Raw genomic sequence first — 25,880 nt, forward strand, 5'->3', positions numbered from 1 at the left:
AAGGTTGCCGGGGGGCGGGGCGGGCTGTTGCCGTCCTACCGGGCTTTCCGCTCAACAGCTTGCAAACAAACCCTTAATGCCATGCAACTCGCGTCCTTCATCTGCATGTCGGTTAACCTGTATGATTTTTCGTATAGAAATGTCGATTTAGGTGCTAAATGATGAATTCTATCTGATTTTTCATACAGATTCATCGACTAGGTCATCTAAAGGCAAAATATATATGATTTTTCATACACAATCGTGCGCCTTAAAGGGTTAAACCAAATCCGGACTTTGGATGGACCCAACATATTCGTAGTAAATGACGCGCCCAGACACTCCCCTCGCTACGGCTCGAAACTTTCCCTTGTCCACCAATAGGCGACAGTACTTAATGACAGTCATCTTATGCAGCTCCAGCTCCCTGGCAACCTCGGTCGGACGGATAGTCCGATTGTGGCGAATGGCCGCACGCATCAAGTCCCGTTCGATTTTCGAAAAAGTTCTTCCAGCCGTCCTTTTAGTCCCGCCATCAGCTGCTAGATAGGAGGACAGAATGTTCCGCAATGCGGAGAGGATGAACGAGGAATTTTCCTTTAGCTCATCCAGAGAGATATAGTGGATCGCACAGTCCTGCGCCTGAAGAAAAAGCCCGCGGTTCAAATCCATTCGATACTTGGTACGGTCCGTACCGTGGGACCCAAAGTCCATGATTTCAATTCCAATGCGCACGGCTCCGACAATCCACATGAAATCTACAAAGTAGGATCTTCCCCGCCAGTCCTTTACTTCATATTCCGGATGCAATCTGTGGAAATGTCCCACAAGAGGCCACCAAACCCGCTCGACGAATAATCGATTTCCGTAGCCATGGCCGCGTTTGAGGGCATCGAGGCGCTCGCCTCTTCTTCGTTTCAGATGATCATTTATCCATTTATCATGCTCCATTCGGAAGCCCATTTCCTGTCCCTCGCCTTCTCGTATTTGATGGAAAACGCATAAAAGCCCCGTCTCCTCTCCGGTTGAGAAAGGAAGCGGGGCATGCTTTGCCGCTTGATTGATACGCGATATTCACAGTGTGCCACAACATTTTGTAGATTGCAACAGGAGAAAGGACAAGCAAACCATTGCCAACTGCCTGCAAACAAACCTCATCCGTCCACAGCCCAGCCCAGCCCAACCCAGCCCAACCCAGCCCAGCAGCACAGTCCAGCCATGCACAACCCAGCACAGCCCCATCCATTCATGTGCAACAAAGGGAGATCGCTGCACATGGGTGCTGGCTGGGTAATCTTGCGGGGTATTCCTGCCTCGCTGGTCGGGACCCCCGCCTTTGGACGTTGGAGCCTTGCAAAAATATTTACGAATTGCACCCAAAATAATTCCATTCATCAAAAGGGTGCTCTTCGCTATAATCTAGTCTGACCGTTAATACCAGTTCGTTAATACCAGTTAGGCTAATAGGCAAGTTTGTAATAAGAAACCTTATGAGCTGTTCGATGAAAGCCGCAGTATTCTGTACATGCAAAGGTGGGCTTAATTTGCTCGATAACGAAATTATAATAGGGCTCGATATTGGTACAACAAGTACGAAGGCTGTCGCCTTCATCCCCAAGGACGCATACGCGGTATTCATTCAGTGGATTACCCGCTCATTTATCCGCGTTCTTTATGGGTAGAGCAAGATCCTGAAAGCTTGTTTCAAGCGTCTATCACAGCGATTAGAGAAGTAATGCGCAGATTGGGAGCAGCCGCGAATGAGCTGATTGGCATTGGCATTAGCATTAGCATTGGCATTAGCTCGCCAAATCACCGATGTGGAGACAAATGCTGTCCGACATGCTGGGACGGGAGCTGCTTGTTCCAGAAAGTCACGAGGCTACTGCATTGGGGGCAGCTATCGTAGCTATGCAAGCACTAGGACACATCTCATCCATGGATGAGGCTAGAAATTGGATTCATATTACGGGTCGCCATGAACCATGCCTTGCTCGCCACGCTATTTAGAGTGAACTGTTCGCTATCTACACGCGGCTGTACGAGCGGCTTGAACCAGAGTTTAACCATATTTCACGTTTTCAGGAGAGGAACAGAATTTAATGACTAAGCTTACTAAGCAGTTTCAATTGGGAGTATGTTACTATCCGGAGCATTGGGCGGAGGAGTTAGGGGAGGACGACTATAGACGTATGCGGGAATGCGGCTTTACGATTATTCGCGTTGCCGAATTCGCGTGGTCGATCTTTGAGCCGTCGGAAGGAGAGTTTCACTTTGACCTGTTCGACAGGGCTATTGCGGCTGCGCACAAGCACGGGCTTAAGGTCATTTTGGGCACGCCTACCGCAACGCCACCTGCTTGGCTGACTACCAAGTATCCTGAGACGCTTAACGCTGCTCAAAATGGCATGGTATACCAGCATGGCCAACGAAGGCATTTCACATATAACTCTCCTGTTTATAGAAAGCTGGCAGCTCGTATCGCTCGGCAAATGGCAGAGTATTACAAGGATCACCCTGCTGTTATCGGCTGGCAGATTGATAATGAGCTGAATTGTGAAATGAACGTGTTTTATTCGCAAGCCGATCATATTGCATTCCGAAGCTGGCTGCAGGAAAAGTACGGCACCTTGGAACAATTGAATCATGCTTGGGGAGCGGTGTTCTGGAATCAGACCTACAGCGATTGGGAGCAGGTGTACCTGACTCGTCCGACGGTGTCTAATGCCCCTAACCCGCATCAATCACTAGATGAAAAGCGTTTTTTCTCAGATAGCGCCATCTGTTCAAGCAGAATTGCGAGTTCCTCTTGCGGCCAGCAGGGGGGAGCTTGAGGAAAGGGGGGCGTCTCAGTTATGAAGAAGCTATTGTATCAAGTTCTAATTGTAGATGATGAGTATTATTTCCGTCAGCTGCTTATACAATTAATCGATTGGGAAGCACTGGGCTCGAGCTATTTGAGTCATATTTTCAAAAAAGAGAAGGGCCAATCCTTTACCGAATATTTGACCAATATTCGTCTGGATAAAGCCATTGAGCTGCTGAATGGTGTATCCTCCGACGGGTTGATGTCATTGAAGGTTGTTGATGTGTCCATGAAGGTGGGATATACCGATCCCTACTATTTCAGCAAATGCTTCAAGAAGAAGTTCGGTATTGTGCCTAGCAAAACGATAAGGGGCTAGAGTTTTATGTATAGGTGTATATAGCCTGTAACTATAATGTATATAGATTTAATATATTTAACTTATAAATGACTCTATGCCATACTATCCCTAACCTAAAAGTTGGGAGATGATTTCATGAGTTCCAATCAAGTTTGGCAATCTGATCATTATGACCGCAATCTTGGATTTGTATCTGAATTGGGCAAGGACGTTGTTCGGCTTTTGAATCCGATTAAGGATGAACGAATCTTTGATTTGGGCTGCGGAACCGGAGATTTGGCGCATGAAATTAGTCAAGCTGGGGCACATGTTACAGGGATGGATTTATCAGAGGCAATGATCGAGCAGGCCAAGCGCAAATACCCCCAAATCCATTTTTTTGTCGGTAATGGCGAACATATCACCGTAAGTTCTACGTTCGATGCCGTCTTTTCCAACGCGGCGCTGCATTGGATGAAGAACCCGAGTTCGGTACTGGCTGGAGTATGGAAAAGTTTAAATCCTGGTGGCAGGTTTGTTGCAGAGTTTGGTGGAAAAGGAAATGTGGAAACGATTGTTCAGGCTATTGGCGAGGTGCTGCATGAGGACTTCGGCATGGATGCGGGCAAGCTGAATCCTTGGTATTTTCCAAGCATCGCTGAATACAGCACATTGTTAGAACAGCAGGGCTTTCGCGTCACCTACGCGGTTCACTTTGATCGACCAACAAAGATCAACGACAATGAGCAAGGCTTGGATCATTGGCTGAGGGGCTTCGCTGACAATTTCTTCAAGGCACTTTCTGAAGAGGAGCGGACTGCTGTTTGTTCGAAAATAGCTGTTAAAGCCCGCAACGAATTGTTTCATGACGGTTCATGGTACGCGGATTATAAGCGCTTAAGAGTGATGGCAATCAAGCAGCGATAGATGTCTTATATTGTATATTGTATATTGATGTCTTTTGGATAGCCGATGAATACAGAAACAAAGGATATGGACAAATCATGATGACCGAAGCAGAGAGGCTTGGAAAAGAATTTGGGTGTATATTTGCCCATACTTGCACATTTTCGTATCAATCGCTGGAATTTTATAAGCGCATGGGCTATGAGGTGTTTGCTATTAATGATGAATACCCGGAAGATATCAAACAATTTTTCCTAAAGAAAAAATTATAGTTTGTGCCTGAATTATATCACTCGTGTAGCCGGATTGCCTCTTCACCTTTAGCAGAGGCGCTTGCTGTTTGACGTGCGAATGAAGCCCGATATTTTATTCAAGTTAGAGCAAAGGTCATTCAGGCTTACGTCATTTATGGTAATATATCAGATGTGGATTACCTTTTCTATTTCAATTTTAATTACTATATTAAATAATGGAGGCGCTTACTTTATGGACCAACAAATGCAGCAAGAGGGGTACTTTGGAGAGTTTGGGGGCAGCTTCGTCCCGCCGGAATTGCAGGAAGTATTGCGTTATTTGAGTGAGCAATTTTACAAGTTTAAAGACGACCCGGAATATAAGGAAGAGCTTCGTTATTACCTGCGCGAATATGTGGGACGCGAGAATCCGCTGACGTATGCGGAGCGGCTGACCAAAGCTTGGGGAGGCGCAAAAATTTACTTGAAGCGAGAGGACCTGAATCATACCGGAGCGCATAAGATCAACAACGCTATCGGTCAGATTCTGCTCGCTAAGCGGATGGGGGCCAAGCGGATTATTGCCGAGACTGGTGCTGGACAGCATGGTGTTGCTACGGCAACGGCCTGTGCCATGTTTAATATGGAATGTATCATCTACATGGGAGCTGAAGATACGCGTCGGCAGGCGCTTAACGTGTTCCGAATGGAGCTTCTCGGCGCGACTGTTATTCCGGTTCATAAAGGCCAAGGACGATTGAAGGATGCTGTGGATGAAGCGCTGGATGATCTTGTTCGCAATTATAAAAATACGTTTTATTTGCTCGGTTCCGCAGTTGGTCCGCATCCGTTTCCGACGATGGTCAAGCACTTTCAGGCCATTATTAGCGAAGAATCAAGAAGGCAAATTGTGGAGAAGGAAGGCCGTTTGCCGGATGCGGTAGTGGCCTGCACTGGCGGCGGCAGCAATGCGATTGGCGCATTCGCCCACTACATCGACGAGCCGGCTGTTCGTTTAATTGGCGTTGAGCCCGATCAAGCGCCATCCTTGACTCAGGGTGTCCCAAGCATCATTCATGGCTTTAAGTGCTTAGTGCTGCTGGACGAGGAAGGTCAGCCCAAGAAAACTTATTCGATCGCTGCGGGGCTTGACTATCCGGGCATTGGACCGGAGCATAGCCACCTGAAGGTGACGGGCCGAGCTGAATATGCAACGGTCACCAATGAGGAAGTGCTGGAAGCTTTCCAAGAGCTGTCCCGCACGGAGGGAATCATTCCTGCGCTAGAGAGCTCGCACGCGCTTGCTTACGCGAAGAAGCTTGCCCTGACGATGGATCAGAATCAAATTATTATCGTCAATCTGTCTGGGCGTGGGGATAAGGACGTCGAACAAGTGTATCAAATGCTTAAATAAAACAACGGATACATCATTTATTTCCATTCAGCATAAACAGATGTGCAAAATGGAAGGGCGTCCTATGGGACACCCTTCCATTTTTTTCATAGAGCATTATAAATGCTATGCTGAACCAATTCAGATTCAGGGAAATTAATCCTATTGTCACACTTCCAGATCATTCACTCCTCAGGCAGCTTTTTAACGACATGATGCCGACGAACAAAGCGATGCCAATTCCCCCTGCAATTTGTTGGAGCGTAATGTAGATGGTTGTCGTCAACTGGAGGAGTTCCCGTATGCAGGAATAAGGTTCATTTTGCTAGTTTTGTTTTCTCGTATCGTATCGTATTGTAATAAAATAGGATGTATGCGTTAGCTACTGAAATAAATAAGTATAGCGGCTTAGTCCGTCAAATAGGAAAGAAAGGGAGTATAGGAATGAAAACCTATCTTGTGTTTGGCGCCAGCAAGGGGCTCGGAGATGCATTCGTAAGAGGAGTGCCTGAGCAAGGAGATAAAGTATGGGTCGTTTCTCGAAGCAAGCCTGAAAGTCTGGACCTGAATGATGGTATAAAGCGAATATGGATACAAGCAGATCTGTCCGAGCTGAATGCTGCCGCACGGGTCACCGATATGTTGAATAACGAAACAGTGGACGTTCTCATTTACAATGTGGGAATTTGGGAAAAGGAAGGTTTTGAAGAGCATTATACATTTGATAAAGATGAGCCTGCTGATATAAGCCAGCTGATTCATGTAAATATTACTTCGGCCATTGTATGCATTCAGGCAGTCTTACCCCATATCCGGCAGTCGGCCGCTGGCAAAATCATTCTTATTGGCTCAACAGCCGGTCTGAACAATTCAAATAGCACGCAGGTCTCTTTCGTCGCCTCCAAATTCGCCATTCGTGGAATGACAGAGGCACTGAGAGAACACACAAGAAGGGATGGCATTGCCGTTACTTGTATCAACCCGGGTGAACTGGCAGCCGAAATACCTTATGAAGAAGGAAGCGAGCGGGCCCTTGCCGCCTACAATGGGACACGAATTCCACTTCAGGATATTGTGGCTCTAGTGAAATGCGTAGTCAGTCTGTCCAAAGCAGCGTGTGTGAAAGAAATCAACATTCCGGCATTAACGGATTTGAACACCTGACTCAAGTAGCAGCTCCCGCAAGTTGAAAAAATAACGTTTAAATATTCGTCTCCTCATATGGGGTGGAAAAGCGCAGGTTTCGGGCTAATTGTGCCCAGGAGCCTGCGCTTTTTTTATAAAATGATTTTTGTCTTGCTCGATAAGGATGTTCTCTGTAGTGGAGCCTGCTTATGGAACGGCACCTTCCCAATGAGCATCCGATATAATTTAATAAACACTATTTCCCTGCTGCCTCAGCCGGAGCAGGGAAAGGCACTAGAGCGGGCTCGGTAACGAGCGGATGAATTTCACTAGCCGCCTCAGACGGATCGATGGAAGGAACCGGAGCGGGCTCGGTAACGACCGGATAAATTTCACTAGCCGCCTCAATTGGATCGGTAGAAGGCAGCGGTTCAACTGATGAGCTGGCCGTTTGTTTTTCAGCACTGGCTGTTTTTTGCTCGGCTACCTTAGGCGTATTGCCTGATGCCCATACCGCAGCGGATGTGCTAATCGCAGCTACCGCAAATACAGCTGTAACAGATATAAAAATCGTTTTCTTGCTCAGGTTCTTAACATTTAGCATCAAAGATAGTCTCCTTTTTAATTGTTTGCCGTCACCGGATAAAGAGGCGCCAAGCTGTACGGGAATATTTTTTGATCCTGCTATTACGTTTAAAATGGTTTGCCCGTAACGTATGCGCTCGGCATGGGACATGCCCTTGACCACTTCTTCATCACAGGACAGCTCACTCCATGTATGAAGGTCCTTACGAAGAAAATGAACCAAAGGATTAAACCAATGCAAGGCGCTGGCTGCTAGCGTAAACATTTTAACCCATAAATCTTTGCGTTTCAGATGAATCAGCTCATGGCGGATGATCATGCTCATATCTACGTTTGCGCTGCTCCCCATAGGAAGATAAATGACCGGTTTCCAAAGGCCAACAAGAATGGGACTCTGTATGGAGGAGCTATACGCAAGCCTGACTCTGCTTTTAAGTCCAAGAGCCTGCTTAATCAGGTAAAGCTGTTTAACCGCCTCGCTGTTTAATGGAACAGTGGTACTCGTATTGGACAGCTGCTTTAAAAATCTACGGTAAGAGTACGCCTGCCAAGCTGCAAAAGCTGCAGCTCCAATTACCCATATGGCTATTAGAAAAAGGGCTGTATTTGTTGAAATGGTCCATTCCGGGAAAATCGGCTTTGGCTTGAAGCTCGATAATGGCCCGGGCTGAACATGCGGTACCATTGAAGCAGATTCATTCATGCTGGGATCGTTTGGCGTATGAAATGGAACCATTCGCGAAATCCACTGGATGATTACAACGACGGGGAAAAGATACAAGCCTACCGCCATTTTGTTAATGATGTACCGCCACTTTGTAGGCCAAATCTCGGTGGATAGGTGCTGTGACAACCAAATACAAGCGACAACGGCATTTCCAGCTACGGTCAAAGTAAACATCAATGTGAAAATGGTATTCATATGCAGCACCTACTTTTCCGACAGCCATTTTTTCAGTTCCGCAATATCCTCGTCTGATAGCTTGTCACCATCGTACAAAGCCGAAACCATGTTCTTGACGGAGCCTTGATATAAGCCGTCCAAGACGTGCTGCGTCCCAATTAGCTTGTAATCTTCGGCTGAAATAAGCGGTTCGTATTTATTGATCCTTCCGTGTCTTGCAGTAGTTAGCGCCCCTTTATCGACTAGACGTGAGAGGAAAGTGGAGATGGTCTGTGCTTTCCATTCCTTACCCCTTAGGGCGAACATACTCAGAAGCTCAGTCGATGTGACAGGTGGCGTGCACGCCCAAATCACCTCCATTAGCTCTAATTCAGTTTCCGATAACTTTTGAATCTGGTTCACTGTGAACACCTCTTTACTTCGTTATGCGTCCATAACGAGCTTTGTTACTACATGATGTAGTAAATAAAACCTACTACAAATCGTAGTAGGTTGTCAAGTTAGAGGATGGGATTGACGCCCTTAAGCTATCTTGCTTATTGGTCAGAGAGTGAAATAAAAATAACCTCCATTCGTTATGTATAACGTAAGGAGGTTATTTTTATTCTTTATATTACTGATCCTTCATATTTTCTTGTACTTCGTCCAATTGGTGCTCCAGAAGCTCTAACTGCTCTTTATTTTGCTGGACGGTGTCCATGTGCCCGTAATGCTGCTCTGCATTATCTAGCGCATTTTCTGCATGTGATATTGAATCGCATGCTTGCTGAGCTGTTTGTTCTTCCGGATGAGACATCGCTTGCTTAACCGCATGGTTTGCCTTTTGGACAGAGTTGCTGAGCAAAGTGCTTGGATGATCCTCTTTCCAACTTGTGTCTGTGTGCTTAGCCAAGTGTACTTTTTCCCCTCTCGATTAGATCATGTTGTCCACACTATAGTTTTGTGAAATATCCAGTAAAATATGCATGGATTGCTGCTAACGAATAGACATATGAGCTATAAGCATGATGAAGCAGGAAATTAAATTATCAGTTTTGGGAGAGAAATCTATAATGGTTTAATCGGAACGCATATTTCGCAGTAATCATTGATAAGCATTTCACCAATGTATCTTTCTAAAATCGGTTTATCGTCCAATTGATATCCGTTGTTTTGCAAGTATGGAAAAATCTCATTCCATGCTCTTTGTATAGCTTCCGCTGTATGTTTGATTTTGCAAATAACATACGTTCCACCATCAAGCTGGCCTTCGCAAATGGAGTCATTTTCTGGATAATCCTTTGCAATGACAATACATGCATCATATCTGCAGTTTTCCGGTAGTGTTGTTTCAGGGTTATCTTGTGGTACTCCGAGCAGGATCGTCGATTCGGTAAGTAGATCTTCCCCCTTAGCCCATTGTTTCAGCTTCTCCATTGCTTGACTATTGGCAGGACCATATGGACCTACTTGTCGCACATAGGCAATACGGTATTTCGGCAAAGTTTCAATTGTGATATTCATTATTTTATTTCCTTTCTTCATTAGAATTGACTACATTTGGAATGCTATCATGCTATAAAATAATATTCATTATTTTTTTGGGAAATGTATCGATTCAGGTGAGCTGGCAGCTGAAATCCCGTATGAAGAGGGAATTCACTTCTTAGCGCAGTCTGAATACGTTCCTGGCTGTTTTTTTAAATTCATTGACGAGTACCATTGTCCTAGTGTACTATTTAAATAGAACGGTTGTTATGTGTCATTTTATATTCAATTTATATATTGAATCGTGGGGGGATTAGAATGAATTCGATCAAAAATGGGGCAAAAATAAACGAGGTGTCATTGCTGCGTCTTTATTTGTTGAGGGCGCTGTACCTTCTCGTTGTTGTAGGACTCGGTATCGTGCAATGGCCAGTAGTCATTGAGCAGATTATTCATCAGGAGAAGTCGTGGGAGCTAATGGATGGAGTAGTTGCCTGCATGCTGACCTCCTTTTCGATTTTATCCATACTAGGGCTGCGCTATCCGCTGCAGATGCTGCCTTTACTTCTGTGGGAATTGGGGTGGAAGTCCATTTGGTTAATCGTTGTTGCACTGCCTTTATGGACAGCCGGTCAAATGGATGAGTCAACATGGGAGACGGCCTCAGCCTGTTTATTGGTCGTGATTTTTCCTTTCATTATTCCTTGGCGATATGTGTTTGCGAACTATGTGAAGAAGCGCGGGGAGCGGTGGCGCTAGGAGAAGAATCAAGTTGGAAAACGCTCTGGAAATAGCCGAAAATGGTCTAGGTGAGGATTAGAACGAAAAGGCATCCAATCGGGTGCTTTTTTTATTTTGTCCTTTAGATACAGTACTCTACACGATTTAATAGCAAGATCAAGGTAGGAGGGCAGCGATGTCATACGAATGTCCTTATTCTATCTCTTTTAATGGAACGGATATTTTAATGGAAATCATTAAATGCTAAAAAAAATAAGCCGCAATGAAAAATATTAGGACTCTCAGTTGTATTAAAAGTGAAAGGGGGTGCTGAGGTGTACAATTCATATGAGCTCAATGAATCTGTACGGCGGGCCTTGGATCTATATTCACAAAGCATGATCAAAATTGCCTTTGCTTATTTGAAAAATATAGCTGATGCGGAAGAAGTGACCCAAGAGGTATTTCTCACCTATTTGCAAAAGCGCCCTGTATTTGAAAACAATGAACACGAAAAAGCATGGTTGATTCGAACAACCATTAATAAAAGTAAAAATATGCTGAAAACAGGATGGTTCAAAAGCAGAAATCCTGTTCCTGAAGATCTCAGCTATCTCCCACCGGAAGAAAATGGGGTCTTGCAGGCTGTACTAGCCTTGGACAAGAAGTATCGGATTCCGATTCATCTGCACTATTATGAGGGTTACTCCATTAAGGAAATTGCAGATATTTTGCAGACCAAGTCGGCAACAGTAGGAACATGGCTCGCAAGAGGACGCCTTATCTTAAAAGAGAAGATTGGAGGCCTTGAGGATGAAGAAATCTGTTTATAAATCCGCGATGTCCCGTGTGAAAACAAGCGAGAATTTTCAAGAGGCAACCTATCAGAAGTTGATGTCAGAAATGGAAAAGGCAACACCATCAAATGGGATAAATCAAAAGGAGTCGATTAAAATGGAAAAAGCCAAAAAAAGAACGTTAACAGGTTGGACAGTCGGCATTGCAGCATGTGCAGTATTATCGGTCGGTATCTTTGCGATGAATCAGGATGCGCCAAGTACAACAAATGTGCCAAATACAACACCTGAGTCTGCTGCTGTTGCAACGAAGCCTCCTACGAGTGGCAAAGCGGTCGTCAATATCGAGGGCGAGATTACGGAAGTAAGCGAAGATGGAACGAGCTTCAAGGTTGGCGACTTGTGGGTAAACATAACCGCAGAAACCGCAATGGGTATCGATGGGCCAACGGCTGCCAAGCCGTCTGAAGAGCTGCTGCAAAAGGAATTTAAAGTCGGCAATATCGTATCCGGTTTTACAACAGACGATGTGAGCACAGGAAAAGTGAATGCAACGCGCATCTACAATAATATGGCCCAGCAGAAATAAAATAAATATATCAATGATTAGCATGGAGAATGAAAAACGGCAAAGCACGCAGAGAGTTATCTAACTGCGTGCTTTGCCGTTTATTTAGCGTATAATAGAATAAACGGAACCATACATCATCGTTAGTTGGAGGTGCCTGAATAGAATATGGCGATCCTTACTTTTCTCATTATCGGTTGGATTCTCAGCTGGTTCAAATTCGATCGTGTGGGGAGCTTGTAGAAGAATTCATAACAGTTTAATCAGAGATCGAAGAGGCAAGGGATGATGGTTTCAAAAATGGAAGATTATTTGGGATTTGGACAGGAAGAGATGACTTAATCAGAAAAATGAAATCATTAAATCTAGATCCCAAACTTATAGAAGAAATAACAGGAGTTCCTGCAGAACGGATTATTAGAAGCTACTAGTTATAATTGAATTAAAACGATGGCTTGTGACATGGGGAACTCATGAAGCTATAATCGTAAAAAAGTTGAATATCAACAGTCTGGAGCCTTATGCCCAGACTGTTTTTGCTTACGATTACAGCAGAAATAGCTTCTTTATCCTCGACGTATAATTTTCAAGCTATATCAGGAGGTAAGCGTATTTGAATGAAACAGAACAATCCAATCCTAACCAATGGCTCGCAAAGTGGGAGTCAACCCAGCCATTAACCGATAAATGGGTGACAGCTGGCGAAGTTCACTATATTCCCCTGCACACTTTCATTCTCGTGACAGATGGACAAGCGATCTGGAATATGAATGGGGAGAAGGTCCATGTTGCATTTGGCCATTTGATTGCGATAGAAGAAAATTCACTAATCGAGATTGTAGACGGTGGCAATCGGGATCTATCCGGCTGGAAGATTCAATTCCATACCTATTCCCTGTACCATAAAAAACGAGAGATCTTGAAATTTGAATGGCATGTGCCAGCAGGGAACACCTATCAAATTACGCAATTAACGGGTGGGGCATTAGCGAGCATCTGCTATCATTTAAGCGAGGATGCTTCTCGTGATGGGAATGAAGCATGGGTCGGCAACCAGCATTTTATATACGGATTATTGAAGCATCTCTATCAGAAGCAGCCGAGTGACAGTCAGACGACCGAACAGGGGATGCAGCGTTCTATCGTTTACATGCAGGAGCATTATGATGAGATAATTACGCGCAAGCAATTAGCGGAAATGGCCGGAATAAGCCAGTGGCATTACTCTCGAAAATTCAGCGAACGATATGGCAAGCCTCCGCTCGAGTATTTGGCGAATTATCGGGTGTATCGGGCACAGGAAGAGCTGTTATTGACTTCAGCGAAGGCCCACGAAATTGCCAAAAAAGTAGGCTTCGAGGATGCCCATTATTTTAGCCGCCGCTTCAAGCAGCTTGCAGGGGTACCGCCAAGATATTACGCGCAGACGGTAAAGCAGCGAAAAATCGTATCCCTTTCACCGCTTTATGCGGAGGTTCTAGTTGCATTAGGGGTCATCCCCCATGCTGTGGTAGTAACTCCTTTGCTTTTGCCGCAGCATCAACGACAGCTATTTGCCGCCCATCAGGTGAAGCTGTTGGAAGTTCCGCAGAATGGATTTGATTTGGAAATCATTCAACAGGCGCAGCCAGAATTAATGGTGGGCCGTTATTTAACAGAGGATATGAAGCAGCAGCTGCGCACAATCGCACCTGTTATTACAGGCCTTACAGTGGATATAGGTATTCTGATAGATCAGTTCGCAGCTATTTTTAATAAACAAACAGAAGCAGCAATATGCCATAATCAAATGAACAATGAGGTTGTCGCGGCACGGAATCAGCTGCAATCCATCATCCAATCCGGGGCGACTGTCATGGTTTTGCGAGTAGAAGCTTTTGGCTATCGCTATTTGGGAGGAAGCTCAACCGGAGCATCCCAATTACTCTATGAAAAATTAGGCTTGTCCATTCCAGAGCTGCTAAAATCAGGGAAAGCATGGTTTAACCCGTGCACTCTTGATGAGTTGCATAGTGCCAACCCCGATTTTCTTTTTGTGGAGAAACGTGTGATGGAGCATTATAGCGCAGATGAAAATATGTCGAAATTAATAGAGAGCAGCCGCTGGTCAACGATGAAGGCGGTAAAAAATAACCGGGTTTGTTATGTGGATACGAATCTCTGGGTGGATGGATTCGGATACACTGGACAAACGCTAGTGTTAAAGCAAATCGTGGGCCACTTATTGGATGAACGGAATGTTAGAGCACAATAATCCACCACTATGCGCACCTTCTGCTATGGAAGGATAGCCTCTTATTTGATAATCTTTGATAGTGATAATTATTATCAATATAAGGGGGAGAGTTATGATGTCGAAACGATTGATAAAGGTATTTGGAGTTGGGCTGCTAGCACTCAGTTTAATGCTAGCCGCCTGTTCCAATTCATCGGATAAGAGCGAAGCTTCTTTAGTAGAAAATAAAACAGCTAATGAGTCTACTATTGAGTCTGCAAATGAAACTAAAGTAGTCCAGGATATGTTTGGCGAGGTGACTATTCCGACTGATTCGAAAAATATGATCGTAACGAGCTCCATCTATGCCGAATATTTGATCGAGATGGGAATTACGCCGCAAATGGTTGTCGTTGTTCCTGAGATTGAGCCAGCGTATCGGGCATCCTATTTTGAAGAGCACGGTGTCAAAATGATCGAAGGCGTGCAGTATCAGTATAATTATGAACAGCTGCTCAGCTTAGCACCGGATTTGATCCTTGCACGGGGATCAGGCATGGAGCAGAAGGAATACGATGCATTGTCTAAGGTAGCTCCAACCATTGCCGTGGATTCAAATAGTGAAATGGGAGATGCGATGCCTAAATTGGCACAGCTGTTCAATAAAAAAGCAGAAACCGAAAAAATATTAAAGGAATTTGATGAAAAAGCTCAAAAGGCCAAACTAAAAATCAAACAGGCGCTCGGTGACAAAACCGTGCTCGTCCTTCGTGTAGAGCATAACCGCTATCGGTATTTGGGCTCACAAGCTGGCGACAGCAGCGAGTTTTTCTATCAAACCCTCGGATTGAATATACCCGAAATTTTAAAAGATTCAAAGGACTGGTTCACGCCTTTTTCATTAGAAATTTTGCCTGATATTCACCCAGATTTCGTCTTTCTTGAGCAAAGAATTTTGAAAGACTATGACACGACGGACTCGATGAAAAACTTGGAAGCAAGCAGTCTGTGGAACAACCTGGATGCTGTTAAAAATAATCATGTGTTTCCCATCAACACGAATGATTTTGTGCAGGGCACGGGACCCATTGGCTCAAGCCTGCTCATTGATTATATCGTAGAAAAGCTGGTGCCTTAGATGAATACAAGGGAACAGGATATCTATGATATTACGATCATTGGCGGCGGCCCTGCGGGCATGTACGCAGCTTTTTACAGCGGCATGAGGGCGATGCGTACAAAAATCATCGAGGCCAAAGAGCAGCTGGGCGGATTTATGCGCACCTATCCCGAGAAGCTGGTTTGGGATGTTGGCGGAGTCGAGCCGGTACACTGTGAAAGACTGATTGAATCTTTAGAGAAGCAAGCGAAAACCTTTGATCCCACCCTTGTATTTGGCCAGGAAATCGCTTTGCTGGAGCGCCGGGAGGACCAGACTTTTGTCCTGACATCTAAAACAGGAGAGCGCCATTATACACGCACGGTATTATTATGTGCAGGCAGAGGGATGACGCAGGTTCAAAAGCTGAATATAGAAGGCGCGAATCGCTACGAACTGACGAATCTTCATTATACGGTGACCGATTTGTCGAGATTTGCCGATAAGCGTGTTCTGATTTCAGGTGGAGGTGATTCTGCGATTGACTGGGCAAATGAAATTTCAAAATTGGCCAAGCAGGTCATCGTCGTTCATCGAAGAGATGAGTTCACAGCACATGAACTGCCTGTAGCGCAGATGAGAGCAGCATGCCAGGTGAAAACGCCTTATAGCCTTTCACGTTTATATGGAGCGGGTGATCGAATTGAGCATGTCGCGCTCATCCATGCAGATACGGGTGCAATCGAGCAAATGGAAGTCGATGAAATTGTCGTGAGCCATGGATATGATCGCGATTTTGGAAATTTGTCGAACTGGGGATTAGAGAGGGAGGACTACGGGGTATCAGTGGATGCGCGAATGCGGACGAGCGTTTCTGGCATTTTTGGAGCTGGCGATTTTATTACCTACAGCAGCAAAGTACGATTAATCGCAGGCGCCTTTAACGATGCCGTGTTAGCCGTCAATAGCGCAAAGCTTTATCTTGAGCCGGGAGCTTCTGATATGGCTGGAGTTTCTTCGCATAATGCCCGTTTTTTTGATAAAAATAAAGCGCTTCTGCAGCAGTAGTTTGGAGGAAGCGTGCAGCAGCAGGCTGACGCCGGTCATTAACCGTCGCCAGCCTTGTTTAACATTCCCAGCCAACATGGACGCTGCGGCACAGAAACTGTCCGCCAAAGCCTTCTTGTGAGTCGATGACAACGCGTATTGCTTCCTCTTGATAAGTAAATTCCAATTGAAAAATAGTATTGGGATCCTCGACCGAAGAAAGATTCTCTTCATGCACACCTTGAAAACGGAAGATGATATTTTTCGCTGCCTCTTCAACTAAGGAGGGCTTAATAGCAATGGTCAAGCTTTTCTCCTCGCTCGAACCTTCATTTTCTGCCTCCCACCCTACATCTATTATTTCATCGTAGTGAAAGGGAGGGAAATAACCATAATAGGCAATGAACTGCTCCGCACCTTGAATCGAATGGAGTGGGGAGAAAATCCGCTTGATCTTATGCGCTTCCTTTAACTGCTCCTGATACATGGGGGCTGTGAAGAGCAGCATCGATTCCGGGTTAATCTCCATCACAATTGCTGTGAAAGCGGCCCAAGATGAAGTGCCAGCTGTACCCGTGGCCACTTGAATGTGATCATAGCAAAGCAGCTCTATTTTTGGCGAATGTTTGAGCTTTAACCGATATCCTAATGTATCCTGACGCGCGTGGGGAAAATGCAGCCGTTCTGGCTCTACGGACAGCACACGGATGCTCCACTCTGCTGCTCTATTCATGCTTTTTCCTCAGGTGCATCCATGTAGTCCAGCGGATTTTTTTTCATAACAACCTCACCTTTACGGAATAAAATATTAGCTGCTGTTCGAAAATTATAAATGGCCCAACATTGGGGAATTATTCTAAGGGCGGAATAAGGCGGCTGATCCGCTTTCCTATGAATAGGCCAAACATAGCAGGAGGAGATAAAATGAAATTTGAACTTGGGCGCTGCTTGCTGCTTGAGCGATTAGCGGAAGCCGACATGACCATCGGTCAATTAACAGAAGCGCTGCATTATAAACATGAGCGGATGAGTGATTTTATAGAAAATAAGAGAATGATGCCCTTGAAAACCGCTATTTCAATCGCTGATACGATTGGCTGCTCGGTAAATGACCTATATGAATTAATCGCGCTAGAAGCCGAAGCCCCTCCTAGAGTCGAATAGAAGGCTCATCTAAGGCATATGCCGCCAAGCCGAAATTCCGCCCTCCGAATCCAACTGTAAAAATAGCCGCGCCTCTTCATGGTACAAATCGGGACAGAAGCCCTCCTCTACAGCTTCCTGTGCCCCGTCATTCCTGTTCCATATGGTCATATTCAGCCCCCTCCCCCATAAGAACAAGCGATCACCATCTACTGCTAATTGTCCCTGTGGATGGGGAAAAACATTCTCTATTGGTGAAGTGGTCACATAGGCGGGTGCCTCTCTTAATAAGATGGAGCGTTCACCCGTCACCACATTGAACACAATAACGACAGGCAATGCGCCTTCATCCGGCAAGTCCTCCTCATCGAAAAAATCGCCATCCACTTGTCCCCAGATCGCAATGGTCTGTGAATCTAGCCAAGCGGCGGGCAAATCCCAGTCCACAAGCATTTCCCAAGGTGAGGATACGGAAACCCCGTCTTCCGACTCTCGAGCGTTGTTAAGCCAAGCTCGAACATTCCAGGAACGAATAATACCAACAGGCTGCCATACCCAGCCCATATCGACAACCCACTGCTGATCCGGCGATATATAAAGTTTGGCGTGAAAATAATTAAGATAGCCGTCGTCTTCATATTCGGCCTGCGGACGGCTGCTTAGAAGCTCGCCTGACAACACATCGGTTAAGTCCACACGGTTCCACAGTGTTCCATGGATGAGCAGAGATTGCCCGTCGATCTCGGCAAAGGCTAACGGAAAGGTACATACTTCTGAATGATAGTCGTCTCGAGACAGCTTCATCATTTGTTGACGGGCGAGCAAATCATAAACCGCGGCGTGACGGCCAAAACGGTTCGAAATCGCTGCATATTGACCATCTTTACTGATTACGACTTGCACGGGATGTTGAATATTGAACTCAGGGATATCCACTTGAAGCAGTTTTTCGGCAAGTCCTGTATCAAGATTCAGCTTCCACAATTCACATGCATGATTTAAGGCAAGCACCGACCTATTTTGCTCATTAGGCAAAGGATGCATAACAGCGATAGGACCTGGGGAGGCGCTAAGTGCCGGCAAAGTAATATGATGCAATGGCATATTTCCACCCCTTTTCATTAATAGCTCTATTTTAATCTATTCCTATGTATCTTCCAAATACTAGGGCGTATTAGCAAATCGGAGTCGGTCTACTTCGTCTTGCTTAGCGCTTATTCGAAGCAAATTTCATAGCAAGTCTCAAAGCAGATCTCAAAGCAAGCCTCATCTGACGATTCAAGGCTTAAGGAGCCGCAGCGTGAGATTGTCGCAAAGACCATTGTTGCTAAGACGATTGTTGCTGAGGCGATGCGGCTCGGAAAGCTCGCTCCTTTTTTTTCGAGGACTGAGGCGACGCTATTCTGGCTTTTTCAACGATTTTAGGCTTTAAGCGGACAGGAGATCCGTTATCTACCTAATAATTCCAGAAAAATGGCTATTGGAAGTGCATTAGCGTCTGCTGTATCCGCCAAAACTATCTTTGTGCAGGGAGTAAAACGATGAAACCAAGCGCATAGAGCTGCCTTAAGGTACGCTTGTATATATTCATAAAGAGTAATATTTCCGGTAGAAGAGGCAATACGTTTGACACTAAATTCAATCAGGGTCTGGCTCGCTTACGTTTGCATACGTGCCTTAGTCGGTCGGCTGTTTTTGAGGGCTGGAGGCTTTTTTGCTAAAATAATTTCCAATTCACCACAATAGGTTCAAAAACTTTTAAAATCAAGTGAGAGAATTAGCGAGGATGGGGAGTCTTAGCAGTGAGATAAACAAAAGTCGCACCGTAAGAGGAGGGAAGCAAGTGGAGCTGAGAGACGATCATATGATAATCGAGGCCGTGTTGAACGGAAATAAACAAGCGTACGCAGATATCGTCCGGCGCTATCAAAATAAGCTTTATGGATTGTTCCGCAAAATGGGAGCTTCCGAGGCTGACGCGGAGGACTTGACGCAGGAGACGCTGCTCAAGGCGTACCGCAAGCTGGCATCGCATAATCCAGTACAGAGCTTCGCTGGCTGGCTTTACACAATCGCTGTAAATTTGCAGAAGGACGGCTGGCGACGGAAAAAACCAGAATCCTCCGTACAGGATGAAGGCTGCGAACGCGAGACACCGGAATCCAAGCTGCTGCAAAAAGAGCTGCGCTCTGAGCTGGACCATCTGCTGGAGAAGCTGCCTGAGCATTATCGGCTGGTGCTGGTACTCCGTTACACAAACCAGCTGAGCCACGAGGAAATCGCCAGCATAACGGGCATGTCGGTACGGCAGGTCACCAACATCGTTCACCGCGCTAAAATTAGACTGCGGAAAATGGTAGAAGCCAAGGAGGGACAACGTTATGACATTTTGGAATCGTACAAAAGCTGAAACAGCCGATCTTAAAGCGGGGGCTGGAGCAGCGACACCGACACCGACACCGGAAGATAAAAAAATAGAAAGCGTCTTGTTCGAGGACAGGCTCCAGGACGATTTTACCGATCGGGTGATGCTGGAGCTGGAGGGCATCGACATAGAGCCAGCGGGAAATAGTGATCCGCTTGATCTTGAGCCGGGCGCCTCATCTATTGCCCATCAAGTCAAACGTCAACATGCGGTCAGAAAATCTTCGAGACGCAAAGTCTGGGGGCTTACAGCCGCTGCCGTCGTGCTCGCGGGAAGCACGCTGCTATACGCACAACCGACACTTGCGGATATGGTGCGGTCGCTTTTTGCCCAAAACAGTTATGTGGATAACGGCATGAAGCAGGCGCAGGAAGCAGGACTTGTGCAGCATCCGGACGCCAGCGCCGAGGATCAAGGCTATACGCTGAAGGTCAACGAAGTGATAGCTGATTCAACCCGTCTCATTGTAGGAATTGACATTTATGATGCGAAAGGAAATCCGGTAGCTGGAGAAATTCAATCTACTAATGGGAATTTCAATCTTTTTGATGTAGATAGAGGGCATATTGGAGATATCCCTTATGGAATTATGACGGGAGGCAATACGACTACGAGCCGATTCGAATTTGTTTTTAGACGGCCAGTATTGAAAGACAAGCTGCAGCTCGACGCTTACATTAACCAGATTGCCTTGCATCAAGGAACACCGGGTTCGGATGACTTTTCGTCTAAGACGGTCAAGGGTCAATGGATGCTGCGGTTCGATGTCGATTTGAGCAAGGCGAAAGCCCAGACGCTGCTCACCCCTATCGGCATTTCTTATGAGACGCCAAGCGGCATTCGGATTCAGATGCAAGGAGCAACCCGAACGCCGAGCGGAGGCTCGCTTGAATTTACGACGTCGCTGACGCCGGAGGCGGCGAGCAGGGCATTAAACGGTCAAAGCGGGTTTAATCTGTTAAACTACCATCTGGAGGATGAACAAGGCAATGTGCTTGAGAAGAGCCCGAGCATGACGGAAATGGAATTTTCAAGCCGTCGCTATGAGCTCGACCGATGGAGCGGTCTGACGAAATGGTTTTACCAATTCAGCAATTTTGCTTATGACAAGCAGCAGATTCGGTTTGTGCTGGACAGCTATATGATTCGGGAAAAAAGCGAGGCCTCGGTCGTCTTTGATCCGTCTCAAGCTTCTGCCGAAAAACCTGTCCTATTCGAAGACGCTGGCGATTCATTGCTGCTTAAAGGATTGACGATCGATTCAGATGGCTACGGAAGAATTCCAATTGGCGGCACGTTCAGCAACCCCAACTTCGCGTCGGATACCTGGGTCGCTGTTGACGAAAACGGTAAGGAATACCGGATGTATGCCGGTGGGGGATATAGCGAAGAAAATCCGAATTTGGATGATGGGGCTGATCTCGCATTCATGATGTATGACATGGAACGCATGCCGAAAATGCTGACGATCAAACGCACCGTCATCAATCGCGAGTACAAGGATGCCGACTGGTCGTTCATCATTCCGTCGGAGGGAACGAGCGGTGTCATTCCGCAATAAGCCAGCGGGGACAGCGGATGGGCGTTGTTCCCTATGAAGCTGTCATTTGGGGTATGATGGCTATTGCAGCTACATGGATTTACGGATTTCTCCTTTCAATCACGAGGATGGGGTGAGAAAAAATGAAAGAAATGATATTCGTGCTGGCACCAGATTCATTCAAGGAAAGCATGACAGCAAAAGAAGTCTGTATCGCAATGGAAAAAGGGCTGCGGAAAATCTATCCGGCAGCAGGTTATATTCACGTACCGATGGCTGACGGAGGAGAAGGAACGGTGCAATCCCTTGTGGATGCTACAGGAGGGACTATACACCATAAAGAAGTAAGCGGACCGCTTGGCCAGACCGTAACGGCAGCATATGGCATTCTTGGCGACGGTACAACGGCGGTCATCGAGATGGCATCGGCCAGTGGCATTCATCTGGTGACCAAGCAGACGAGAAATCCACTTTGCACCACAACCTATGGGACGGGCGAAGTGATTCGCGCTTGCTTGGATCAGGGAATCCGCAAAATCATTATTGGGATCGGCGGCAGCGCCACCAATGATGGAGGAACGGGCATGGCTGAAGCGCTTGGTGTGAAATTCCTAGATGCACAGGGAAATGCGCTTGCGCGTGGAGGCGGAGCTCTTGACCGCTTGGCACGCATCGATGTGTCGAAGCTGGATGAGCGTTTGCAGGAAGTGCAGTTTATTGTCGCCTGCGATGTGACGAATCCGTTATGCGGGGAGCATGGCGCTTCGCAGGTATTTGGTCCGCAGAAGGGAGCGACGCCGGAAATGGTTCAGCGGCTGGATGCGAATCTGTCGCATTATGCAGATGTCGTTAAGCAGCAATTGCATAAGGATGTTCGAGACATGCCAGGCGCGGGCGCAGCTGGGGGATTGGGCGCAGGCCTATTGATTTTCACGCAGGCGGTTTTGCGCAAGGGTATTGAAATTGTAATGGAATATACAGAACTTCGAGACAAGCTGGCTGAGGCTGATGTCGTGTTTACAGGTGAAGGCGGCATCGATTTTCAAACGAAATTTGGCAAAACCCCCTACGGTGTAGCTCGCGCTGCCAAGGAAGCGGGCAAGCCGGTCATAGCTATCGCTGGATACATTGGGGAGGGGATCGAAACGTTATACGCCGAAGGCATTGATGCTGTATTCGGAATTGTTCCTGGAGCCTCCGATTTGGAGAAGCTTCTGAAGGAAGGTCCAGGCAACGTAGAACGTACTGCCGAGAACATTGCGAGGGTGCTGAAATTAACGAACGTATAAGCGAGCTGCGGGGCTAATTCAAGACAGGTCAATGGAGACGAGCGTGCCTTCTTTATCCTTTGCCATACTTCTACCCTGTTCAGGAGTACCGTGCTCACACATAATTCAGTTATTGAATACCGACGGTGCTTTTGATGATAACGAAGGGGAGGAATGGATATGTTTGATAAAACGGTAACGCTGCAGCCTTATGCGGATATGTCTGTGCATATGGAGGGCTTTGAGGTGGTTTCGGCCCAGCTCGGCGGGGATGAATGCGTGTATGTACTGCTGGTTAACCGCATCCCGAAACGGAAACGAGGCGTGCACGTCCCATCAGCACTGAAGGAAACGAATACCTACAAGGTGCTCGTCATAGAAGATAACTATATGGAAGCAGTGGTGATTGAGCGGCAGCATTTCAATTATCATTATGTACAGCCCCTTCGGAATAAACTGCTGTTGGTCGGTGCGCGCTGCACTTATTATGGCTTAGACAGATATGATTTGAACGCCAAAGTATGTGACTATAAGGGCGAGACCGTTCGCGAATTTATGCTGGGGGATGGCATTCAGAGCGTGCAGGTAACAGAGAAGGGCACCATTTGGACCAGTTATTTCGACGAAGGCGTTTTTGGAAACAACGGGTGGAATCATCCCATTGGGGCACAAGGTCTCCTGGCTTGGGATGAGCATGGCAACAAAATATATGAAGACCATATGTCGAATATCGCGGATTGTTATGCGCTGAATGTCGTGAATGAACAGGAGATCTGGTTCTATTTTTACACGGACTTTCTGTTAGGCCGTATTTCAGGCGGACCCGAGCAAGCTAAGGTTACCTATATGAATCCGAATATTTCCGGCTCCGCCGGGTTTTGTACGGATGGGTACCACTTTTTGTTCGACGGCGGCTACGGCAAACACGAGACCTTTATTTTGAAGAAAAATGAAAAACGAGACAGCTTGAGTGCGGGGCACAAAATCCATTTTTTGAATGAGCAGGCGGAGCCGCTCAAACCGCTTACTCAAGATTTTCGAGAAAATCGTGTGCTGTTCAGTAAAGGCAGCTATTTGTACAAAGTGGCGATTGAAGAATTAATTTAGTTCATATAGACTTAGGAGAAAGAATCCACAGTAGAATTAAAAGAACAGACAACCTTCATCTCACGTTTTGAATGAGTGCAGGCTGCCTGTTCTTTTTTTTAGCTCGTTAGTTTTAGTCGAGTCCTGCCTGTGCCTTGGATAGCAGCTTTCCTTTATTAAAAGAGAGCACCGCATTTGCCCCTGTATCCCCAGCGCCGTAATAGGAGTAGACGACCATATCTGCGGTTTCACTCAAAGCTCGGCCGTTGCCGCCAACAATTTCAGTTACTTCCTTATAGGTCATGCCAATTTCGATGAGCTCGTATGCATCGATGGGAGACGGAGCATGTCGATTTTTATAAGCGCTCCGACCTGTTCCAGCAAGCCATTCATCGTCAATATCCAGCGATGAAGCTCATCGGCTCAGCCGGCCCGGATATTTCCTCGAAAAACTATGAAAATGCGTGGAACTACTATAAAGACAGAGCGGCGAAAAATCCGGATTTCGTGTACGCGGTAGATGAGCATTATTATGTAAAGCCGGAATGGCTGTGCGAAAACGTCCATTTCTACGACAAGTACCCAAGAAACATTAAAGTATTTGCTGGCGAATATGCCGCTCACCATGGCAATGGCATGAACGCGCCCCATTTTAACAACTGGAGTGCCGCTTTGGGGGAGGCAGCCTTTATGACAGGGCTTGAGCGGAATGCCGATGTTGTCGTCCTTGCTTCACCGCAAAAACACGAAATCAAAGTGAGCAGCACGATGGAATATGAGGTCCATGCGAAGTCATTTCATGTCATTAAGATGTTTTGCAAGGATGGGGAATAGGGAAAGTTTTAACGGTGCATTAGGAGTTATGGCGGTGAGTCGAACAGGAACAGGATCAGTTGGGGCTGGTCTTTTTTTGGTGAGGGGAAATGGGCTTAATTTCTAGCATCGCTTCGAATCAGCTATACGTTGGTCCAGCAGCATGCTATATTAAAATTTAAGCAGCAGGGGAATTATCCCATTTTCAATAGCGGATTTAGCATTCTTGAACCGACCAAGGAGATGGTTTTCATGGAGCATGATGATATCAACATAAGAATGGAAAGACAAAGGGACATTTTAGTAGAGGAACACAGAGATCCTTTCGTCATAACCTTTTTTACCTGCGCCAATCAGGATATTTATGGTTTTGTAGCCAAGGGCAGCACGGGATTTTCCAAATATGGGTTAGACATTATTGCCGCAGCCGTGTCCACGCTTACAATTAATGCCGTTAATTCCATCCATGAATTTACAGATGACAGTCCAGAGGTAGACACGGGCAGGAACTATATGAAATGCATCATTCATGAAAAAGTCAGCCGGGATTCGCAAATTTTGTTGCGATCACTCCGGCTAGGCATGGAAGACATTCAGCGTTCATATGGCGAGCAATATTTGATTATTGAGGAAATAAGGGTGGAGAAGAATTGAAGTGAAACCAGGGGGAACCGGGATGAAACAAGCATTAATCGTTATCGATGTGCAGGAGGTTTTTTTTAACTTGCCGGAAAATTACTTATATCAAAAAGAGGACTTGGTGCTCCGCATTAACCAATGGATTGCGGCTGCACGAAGGGCAGAGGTTCCGGTGATTTTTATCCAGCATACGGATTATAACAATAAAAATGGAGAATTTTATGTCGATTCACCAGATTGGCAGTTGCATCACGGACTGGATATTAGGCCAGGGGATGCAGTCATCCGAAAAACGACATGGGATTCGTTCCACAACACCGAATTGCCTGTTTTATTGGAGGGTAAATCGATTGAACAGCTTATTTTTGCCGGAGCACAAACCGAATTTTGTTTGGATACAACGATTCGAGCCGCGTACAGCCGGGGCTATAAGTCTAATATTTTGGCGAAAAATAGCCATAGCACCCTTGCGAACGCTGTGCTGACCGCTCCTCAAATTATTGAGCATCACGAGCACATATGGAATGGAAGGTTTGTCAAGATTCGCGAATTAGATGAGCAAGTATTTTAACCCTGTATTTTAACCATGTAAGACCCTTTGCACTTGAAAAATGCCGTCAACGTTTCTCAACGAGCTATCGCCACTTTTTTTGATTTATTTTAAGCAGGCATGGAAGTTAATTCCTTTTTTTGGAGGACTGGGGTTCCGCTATTCTGGCTTTTTCTACGATTTCAGACCGTAAGCGGACAGGAAAGCCGTTATCGCACTCATTATCCCATCA

General features: G+C 46.0%; 30 protein-coding genes. 22 read left to right on the forward strand and 8 right to left on the reverse strand.

The features are described from left to right. Nucleotides 1–258: 258 nt before the first annotated feature. A complete protein-coding gene (locus ABEW34_RS05050; protein WP_430155451.1) occupies nt 259–930 on the reverse strand; it encodes a hypothetical protein in 672 nt (223 codons plus the stop codon). 673 nt (nt 931–1,603) lie between these two features. Here ABEW34_RS05050 and ABEW34_RS05055 point away from each other — a divergent pair. The 8 genes from ABEW34_RS05055 (at nt 1,604) to ABEW34_RS05090 (ending at nt 6,821) form a co-directional block, all read left to right on the forward strand. Beyond that, nucleotides 1,604–1,888 (forward strand): FGGY family carbohydrate kinase, encoded by a 285-nt coding sequence (locus tag ABEW34_RS05055; RefSeq protein ID WP_430156173.1) that lies wholly within the window; start codon nt 1,604–1,606, stop codon nt 1,886–1,888. After that, nucleotides 1,798–1,989, forward strand: coding sequence for an FGGY-family carbohydrate kinase (locus ABEW34_RS05060; protein ID WP_430155453.1), 192 nt, complete (start codon nt 1,798–1,800; stop codon nt 1,987–1,989). Before ABEW34_RS05055 ends, ABEW34_RS05060 begins: the two co-directional genes overlap by 91 nt. A gap of 92 nt (nt 1,990–2,081) precedes the next feature. Beyond that, the gene (locus tag ABEW34_RS05065; protein WP_430155456.1) at nt 2,082–2,813 is read left to right on the forward strand and encodes a beta-galactosidase; all 732 of its coding nucleotides are present in this window, start codon (nt 2,082–2,084) and stop codon (nt 2,811–2,813) included. A gap of 21 nt (nt 2,814–2,834) precedes the next feature. Continuing rightward, nucleotides 2,835–3,164 (forward strand): response regulator transcription factor, encoded by a 330-nt coding sequence (locus ABEW34_RS05070; protein WP_430155459.1) that lies wholly within the window; start codon nt 2,835–2,837, stop codon nt 3,162–3,164. Nucleotides 3,165–3,281: 117 nt separating this feature from the next. Continuing rightward, nucleotides 3,282–4,052: a class I SAM-dependent methyltransferase gene (locus ABEW34_RS05075; protein WP_430155461.1), complete on the forward strand. Its 771-nt coding sequence runs from the start codon at nt 3,282–3,284 to the stop codon at nt 4,050–4,052. Nucleotides 4,053–4,069: 17 nt separating this feature from the next. Beyond that, nucleotides 4,070–4,303, forward strand: a complete 234-nt coding sequence (locus tag ABEW34_RS05080) for a GNAT family N-acetyltransferase (RefSeq protein ID WP_430155464.1) — start codon at nt 4,070–4,072, stop codon at nt 4,301–4,303. Between the two features lie 214 nt (nt 4,304–4,517). Further along, on the forward strand, nt 4,518–5,678 hold the full coding sequence (gene trpB, locus ABEW34_RS05085; RefSeq protein ID WP_430155467.1) for a tryptophan synthase subunit beta: 1,161 nt from the start codon (nt 4,518–4,520) through the stop codon (nt 5,676–5,678). A gap of 423 nt (nt 5,679–6,101) precedes the next feature. Then, on the forward strand, nt 6,102–6,821 hold the full coding sequence (locus ABEW34_RS05090) for an SDR family NAD(P)-dependent oxidoreductase (RefSeq protein ID WP_430155470.1): 720 nt from the start codon (nt 6,102–6,104) through the stop codon (nt 6,819–6,821). 217 nt (nt 6,822–7,038) lie between these two features. Here the strand turns inward: ABEW34_RS05090 and ABEW34_RS05095 are convergent, their stop codons facing one another. The 4 genes from ABEW34_RS05095 to ABEW34_RS05110 all read right to left on the reverse strand — a co-directional run bounded on the left by ABEW34_RS05095 (nt 7,039) and on the right by ABEW34_RS05110 (nt 9,774). Next, complete coding sequence (locus ABEW34_RS05095; protein ID WP_430155473.1) at nt 7,039–8,289, reverse strand: M56 family metallopeptidase; 1,251 nt, start codon at nt 8,287–8,289, stop codon at nt 7,039–7,041. 9 nt (nt 8,290–8,298) lie between these two features. Next, nucleotides 8,299–8,673: a BlaI/MecI/CopY family transcriptional regulator gene (locus tag ABEW34_RS05100; RefSeq protein ID WP_430155475.1), complete on the reverse strand. Its 375-nt coding sequence runs from the start codon at nt 8,671–8,673 to the stop codon at nt 8,299–8,301. A gap of 211 nt (nt 8,674–8,884) precedes the next feature. Then, on the reverse strand, nt 8,885–9,163 hold the full coding sequence (locus ABEW34_RS05105; RefSeq protein ID WP_430155477.1) for a hypothetical protein: 279 nt from the start codon (nt 9,161–9,163) through the stop codon (nt 8,885–8,887). A 155-nt stretch (nt 9,164–9,318) separates the two neighbouring features. Further along, the gene (locus tag ABEW34_RS05110; RefSeq protein WP_430155479.1) at nt 9,319–9,774 is read right to left on the reverse strand and encodes an AraC family transcriptional regulator; all 456 of its coding nucleotides are present in this window, start codon (nt 9,772–9,774) and stop codon (nt 9,319–9,321) included. Nucleotides 9,775–10,056: 282 nt separating this feature from the next. On the opposite strand from ABEW34_RS05110, the gene ABEW34_RS05115 reads away from it, so the two are divergent. The 6 genes from ABEW34_RS05115 (at nt 10,057) to ABEW34_RS05140 (ending at nt 16,205) form a co-directional block, all read left to right on the forward strand. Further along, a complete protein-coding gene (locus ABEW34_RS05115) occupies nt 10,057–10,497 on the forward strand; it encodes a hypothetical protein (RefSeq protein WP_430155482.1) in 441 nt (146 codons plus the stop codon). Between the two features lie 296 nt (nt 10,498–10,793). Next, nucleotides 10,794–11,291: an RNA polymerase sigma factor gene (locus tag ABEW34_RS05120; RefSeq protein WP_056031562.1), complete on the forward strand. Its 498-nt coding sequence runs from the start codon at nt 10,794–10,796 to the stop codon at nt 11,289–11,291. Continuing rightward, nucleotides 11,272–11,844: a hypothetical protein gene (locus ABEW34_RS05125; RefSeq protein WP_430155484.1), complete on the forward strand. Its 573-nt coding sequence runs from the start codon at nt 11,272–11,274 to the stop codon at nt 11,842–11,844. The genes ABEW34_RS05120 and ABEW34_RS05125 overlap by 20 nt, the downstream gene beginning before the upstream one ends. Nucleotides 11,845–12,436: 592 nt before the next feature. After that, nucleotides 12,437–14,077, forward strand: a complete 1,641-nt coding sequence (locus ABEW34_RS05130; protein ID WP_430155487.1) for an AraC family transcriptional regulator — start codon at nt 12,437–12,439, stop codon at nt 14,075–14,077. 97 nt (nt 14,078–14,174) lie between these two features. Continuing rightward, nucleotides 14,175–15,176 carry an ABC transporter substrate-binding protein gene (locus ABEW34_RS05135; RefSeq protein ID WP_430155490.1) on the forward strand — a complete coding sequence of 334 codons (1,002 nt, stop codon included), beginning with the start codon at nt 14,175–14,177 and terminating at the stop codon, nt 15,174–15,176. Next, nucleotides 15,177–16,205: an NAD(P)/FAD-dependent oxidoreductase gene (locus ABEW34_RS05140; RefSeq protein ID WP_430155492.1), complete on the forward strand. Its 1,029-nt coding sequence runs from the start codon at nt 15,177–15,179 to the stop codon at nt 16,203–16,205. It abuts the gene before it with no gap. A gap of 58 nt (nt 16,206–16,263) precedes the next feature. Here ABEW34_RS05140 and ABEW34_RS05145 read toward each other — a convergent pair whose 3' ends face one another. Then, nucleotides 16,264–16,917 carry an Imm50 family immunity protein gene (locus ABEW34_RS05145; RefSeq protein WP_430155495.1) on the reverse strand — a complete coding sequence of 218 codons (654 nt, stop codon included), beginning with the start codon at nt 16,915–16,917 and terminating at the stop codon, nt 16,264–16,266. Between the two features lie 191 nt (nt 16,918–17,108). Here ABEW34_RS05145 and ABEW34_RS05150 point away from each other — a divergent pair, with 191 nt between their 5' ends. Beyond that, nucleotides 17,109–17,348, forward strand: coding sequence for a helix-turn-helix domain-containing protein (locus ABEW34_RS05150; protein ID WP_430155497.1), 240 nt, complete (start codon nt 17,109–17,111; stop codon nt 17,346–17,348). A 9-nt stretch (nt 17,349–17,357) separates the two neighbouring features. On the opposite strand, the gene ABEW34_RS05155 is transcribed toward ABEW34_RS05150, so the two are convergent. Beyond that, complete coding sequence (locus ABEW34_RS05155) at nt 17,358–18,431, reverse strand: hypothetical protein (RefSeq protein WP_430155500.1); 1,074 nt, start codon at nt 18,429–18,431, stop codon at nt 17,358–17,360. Nucleotides 18,432–19,170: 739 nt separating this feature from the next. Between ABEW34_RS05155 and ABEW34_RS05160 the strand changes: the two genes are divergently transcribed. From ABEW34_RS05160 to ABEW34_RS05175, 4 genes are all read left to right on the forward strand, one after another. After that, on the forward strand, nt 19,171–19,737 hold the full coding sequence (locus tag ABEW34_RS05160; protein ID WP_430155502.1) for an RNA polymerase sigma factor: 567 nt from the start codon (nt 19,171–19,173) through the stop codon (nt 19,735–19,737). Beyond that, entirely contained in the window at nt 19,709–21,313 is a 1,605-nt protein-coding gene (locus ABEW34_RS05165; RefSeq protein ID WP_430155505.1) for a DUF4179 domain-containing protein, read from the forward strand. Before ABEW34_RS05160 ends, ABEW34_RS05165 begins: the two co-directional genes overlap by 29 nt. A 122-nt stretch (nt 21,314–21,435) precedes the next feature. Further along, nucleotides 21,436–22,581 (forward strand): glycerate kinase, encoded by a 1,146-nt coding sequence (locus ABEW34_RS05170; protein WP_430155507.1) that lies wholly within the window; start codon nt 21,436–21,438, stop codon nt 22,579–22,581. 159 nt (nt 22,582–22,740) lie between these two features. Beyond that, nucleotides 22,741–23,667, forward strand: coding sequence for a hypothetical protein (locus ABEW34_RS05175; RefSeq protein ID WP_430155510.1), 927 nt, complete (start codon nt 22,741–22,743; stop codon nt 23,665–23,667). 112 nt (nt 23,668–23,779) lie between these two features. Here ABEW34_RS05175 and ABEW34_RS05180 read toward each other — a convergent pair whose 3' ends face one another. Then, nucleotides 23,780–23,950, reverse strand: a complete 171-nt coding sequence (locus ABEW34_RS05180) for a hypothetical protein (protein ID WP_430155513.1) — start codon at nt 23,948–23,950, stop codon at nt 23,780–23,782. A 20-nt stretch (nt 23,951–23,970) separates the two neighbouring features. Here ABEW34_RS05180 and ABEW34_RS05185 point away from each other — a divergent pair, with 20 nt between their 5' ends. The 3 genes from ABEW34_RS05185 to ABEW34_RS05195 all read left to right on the forward strand — a co-directional run bounded on the left by ABEW34_RS05185 (nt 23,971) and on the right by ABEW34_RS05195 (nt 25,669). Next, entirely contained in the window at nt 23,971–24,480 is a 510-nt protein-coding gene (locus ABEW34_RS05185) for an alpha-L-arabinofuranosidase C-terminal domain-containing protein (RefSeq protein ID WP_430155516.1), read from the forward strand. A 231-nt stretch (nt 24,481–24,711) separates the two neighbouring features. Then, a complete protein-coding gene (locus ABEW34_RS05190) occupies nt 24,712–25,113 on the forward strand; it encodes a ribosomal-processing cysteine protease Prp (RefSeq protein ID WP_430155519.1) in 402 nt (133 codons plus the stop codon). 22 nt (nt 25,114–25,135) lie between these two features. Then, complete coding sequence (locus ABEW34_RS05195; RefSeq protein ID WP_430155521.1) at nt 25,136–25,669, forward strand: isochorismatase family protein; 534 nt, start codon at nt 25,136–25,138, stop codon at nt 25,667–25,669. Nucleotides 25,670–25,880: the final 211 nt, after the last annotated feature.

The sequence above is a fragment of the Paenibacillus algorifonticola genome (assembly GCF_050481745.1).
Lineage (GTDB): Bacteria > Bacillota > Bacilli > Paenibacillales > Paenibacillaceae > Pristimantibacillus > Pristimantibacillus algorifonticola_A.

What these genes read in the sequence shown, in the direction of transcription:
- ABEW34_RS05125 (WP_430155484.1), top strand. Translation starts at nt 11,272, where the DNA reads ATGAAGAAATCTGTTTATAAATCCGCGATGTCCCGTGTGAAAACAAGC.
- ABEW34_RS05155 (WP_430155500.1), bottom strand. Translation starts at nt 18,431, where the DNA reads ATGCCATTGCATCATATTACTTTGCCGGCACTTAGCGCCTCCCCAGGT.
- ABEW34_RS05175 (WP_430155510.1), top strand. Translation starts at nt 22,741, where the DNA reads ATGTTTGATAAAACGGTAACGCTGCAGCCTTATGCGGATATGTCTGTG.
- ABEW34_RS05070 (WP_430155459.1), top strand. Translation starts at nt 2,835, where the DNA reads ATGAAGAAGCTATTGTATCAAGTTCTAATTGTAGATGATGAGTATTAT.
- ABEW34_RS05090 (WP_430155470.1), top strand. Translation starts at nt 6,102, where the DNA reads ATGAAAACCTATCTTGTGTTTGGCGCCAGCAAGGGGCTCGGAGATGCA.
- ABEW34_RS05110 (WP_430155479.1), bottom strand. Translation starts at nt 9,774, where the DNA reads ATGAATATCACAATTGAAACTTTGCCGAAATACCGTATTGCCTATGTG.
- ABEW34_RS05150 (WP_430155497.1), top strand. Translation starts at nt 17,109, where the DNA reads ATGAAATTTGAACTTGGGCGCTGCTTGCTGCTTGAGCGATTAGCGGAA.
- ABEW34_RS05190 (WP_430155519.1), top strand. Translation starts at nt 24,712, where the DNA reads ATGGAGCATGATGATATCAACATAAGAATGGAAAGACAAAGGGACATT.
- trpB (WP_430155467.1), top strand. Translation starts at nt 4,518, where the DNA reads ATGGACCAACAAATGCAGCAAGAGGGGTACTTTGGAGAGTTTGGGGGC.
- ABEW34_RS05145 (WP_430155495.1), bottom strand. Translation starts at nt 16,917, where the DNA reads ATGAATAGAGCAGCAGAGTGGAGCATCCGTGTGCTGTCCGTAGAGCCA.
- ABEW34_RS05050 (WP_430155451.1), bottom strand. Translation starts at nt 930, where the DNA reads ATGGAGCATGATAAATGGATAAATGATCATCTGAAACGAAGAAGAGGC.
- ABEW34_RS05180 (WP_430155513.1), bottom strand. Translation starts at nt 23,950, where the DNA reads ATGACCTATAAGGAAGTAACTGAAATTGTTGGCGGCAACGGCCGAGCT.
- ABEW34_RS05195 (WP_430155521.1), top strand. Translation starts at nt 25,136, where the DNA reads ATGAAACAAGCATTAATCGTTATCGATGTGCAGGAGGTTTTTTTTAAC.
- ABEW34_RS05075 (WP_430155461.1), top strand. Translation starts at nt 3,282, where the DNA reads ATGAGTTCCAATCAAGTTTGGCAATCTGATCATTATGACCGCAATCTT.
- ABEW34_RS05065 (WP_430155456.1), top strand. Translation starts at nt 2,082, where the DNA reads ATGACTAAGCTTACTAAGCAGTTTCAATTGGGAGTATGTTACTATCCG.
- ABEW34_RS05135 (WP_430155490.1), top strand. Translation starts at nt 14,175, where the DNA reads ATGTCGAAACGATTGATAAAGGTATTTGGAGTTGGGCTGCTAGCACTC.
- ABEW34_RS05060 (WP_430155453.1), top strand. Translation starts at nt 1,798, where the DNA reads ATGTGGAGACAAATGCTGTCCGACATGCTGGGACGGGAGCTGCTTGTT.
- ABEW34_RS05165 (WP_430155505.1), top strand. Translation starts at nt 19,709, where the DNA reads ATGACATTTTGGAATCGTACAAAAGCTGAAACAGCCGATCTTAAAGCG.
- ABEW34_RS05095 (WP_430155473.1), bottom strand. Translation starts at nt 8,289, where the DNA reads ATGAATACCATTTTCACATTGATGTTTACTTTGACCGTAGCTGGAAAT.
- ABEW34_RS05115 (WP_430155482.1), top strand. Translation starts at nt 10,057, where the DNA reads ATGAATTCGATCAAAAATGGGGCAAAAATAAACGAGGTGTCATTGCTG.
- ABEW34_RS05170 (WP_430155507.1), top strand. Translation starts at nt 21,436, where the DNA reads ATGAAAGAAATGATATTCGTGCTGGCACCAGATTCATTCAAGGAAAGC.
- ABEW34_RS05185 (WP_430155516.1), top strand. Translation starts at nt 23,971, where the DNA reads ATGCATCGATGGGAGACGGAGCATGTCGATTTTTATAAGCGCTCCGAC.
- ABEW34_RS05140 (WP_430155492.1), top strand. Translation starts at nt 15,177, where the DNA reads ATGAATACAAGGGAACAGGATATCTATGATATTACGATCATTGGCGGC.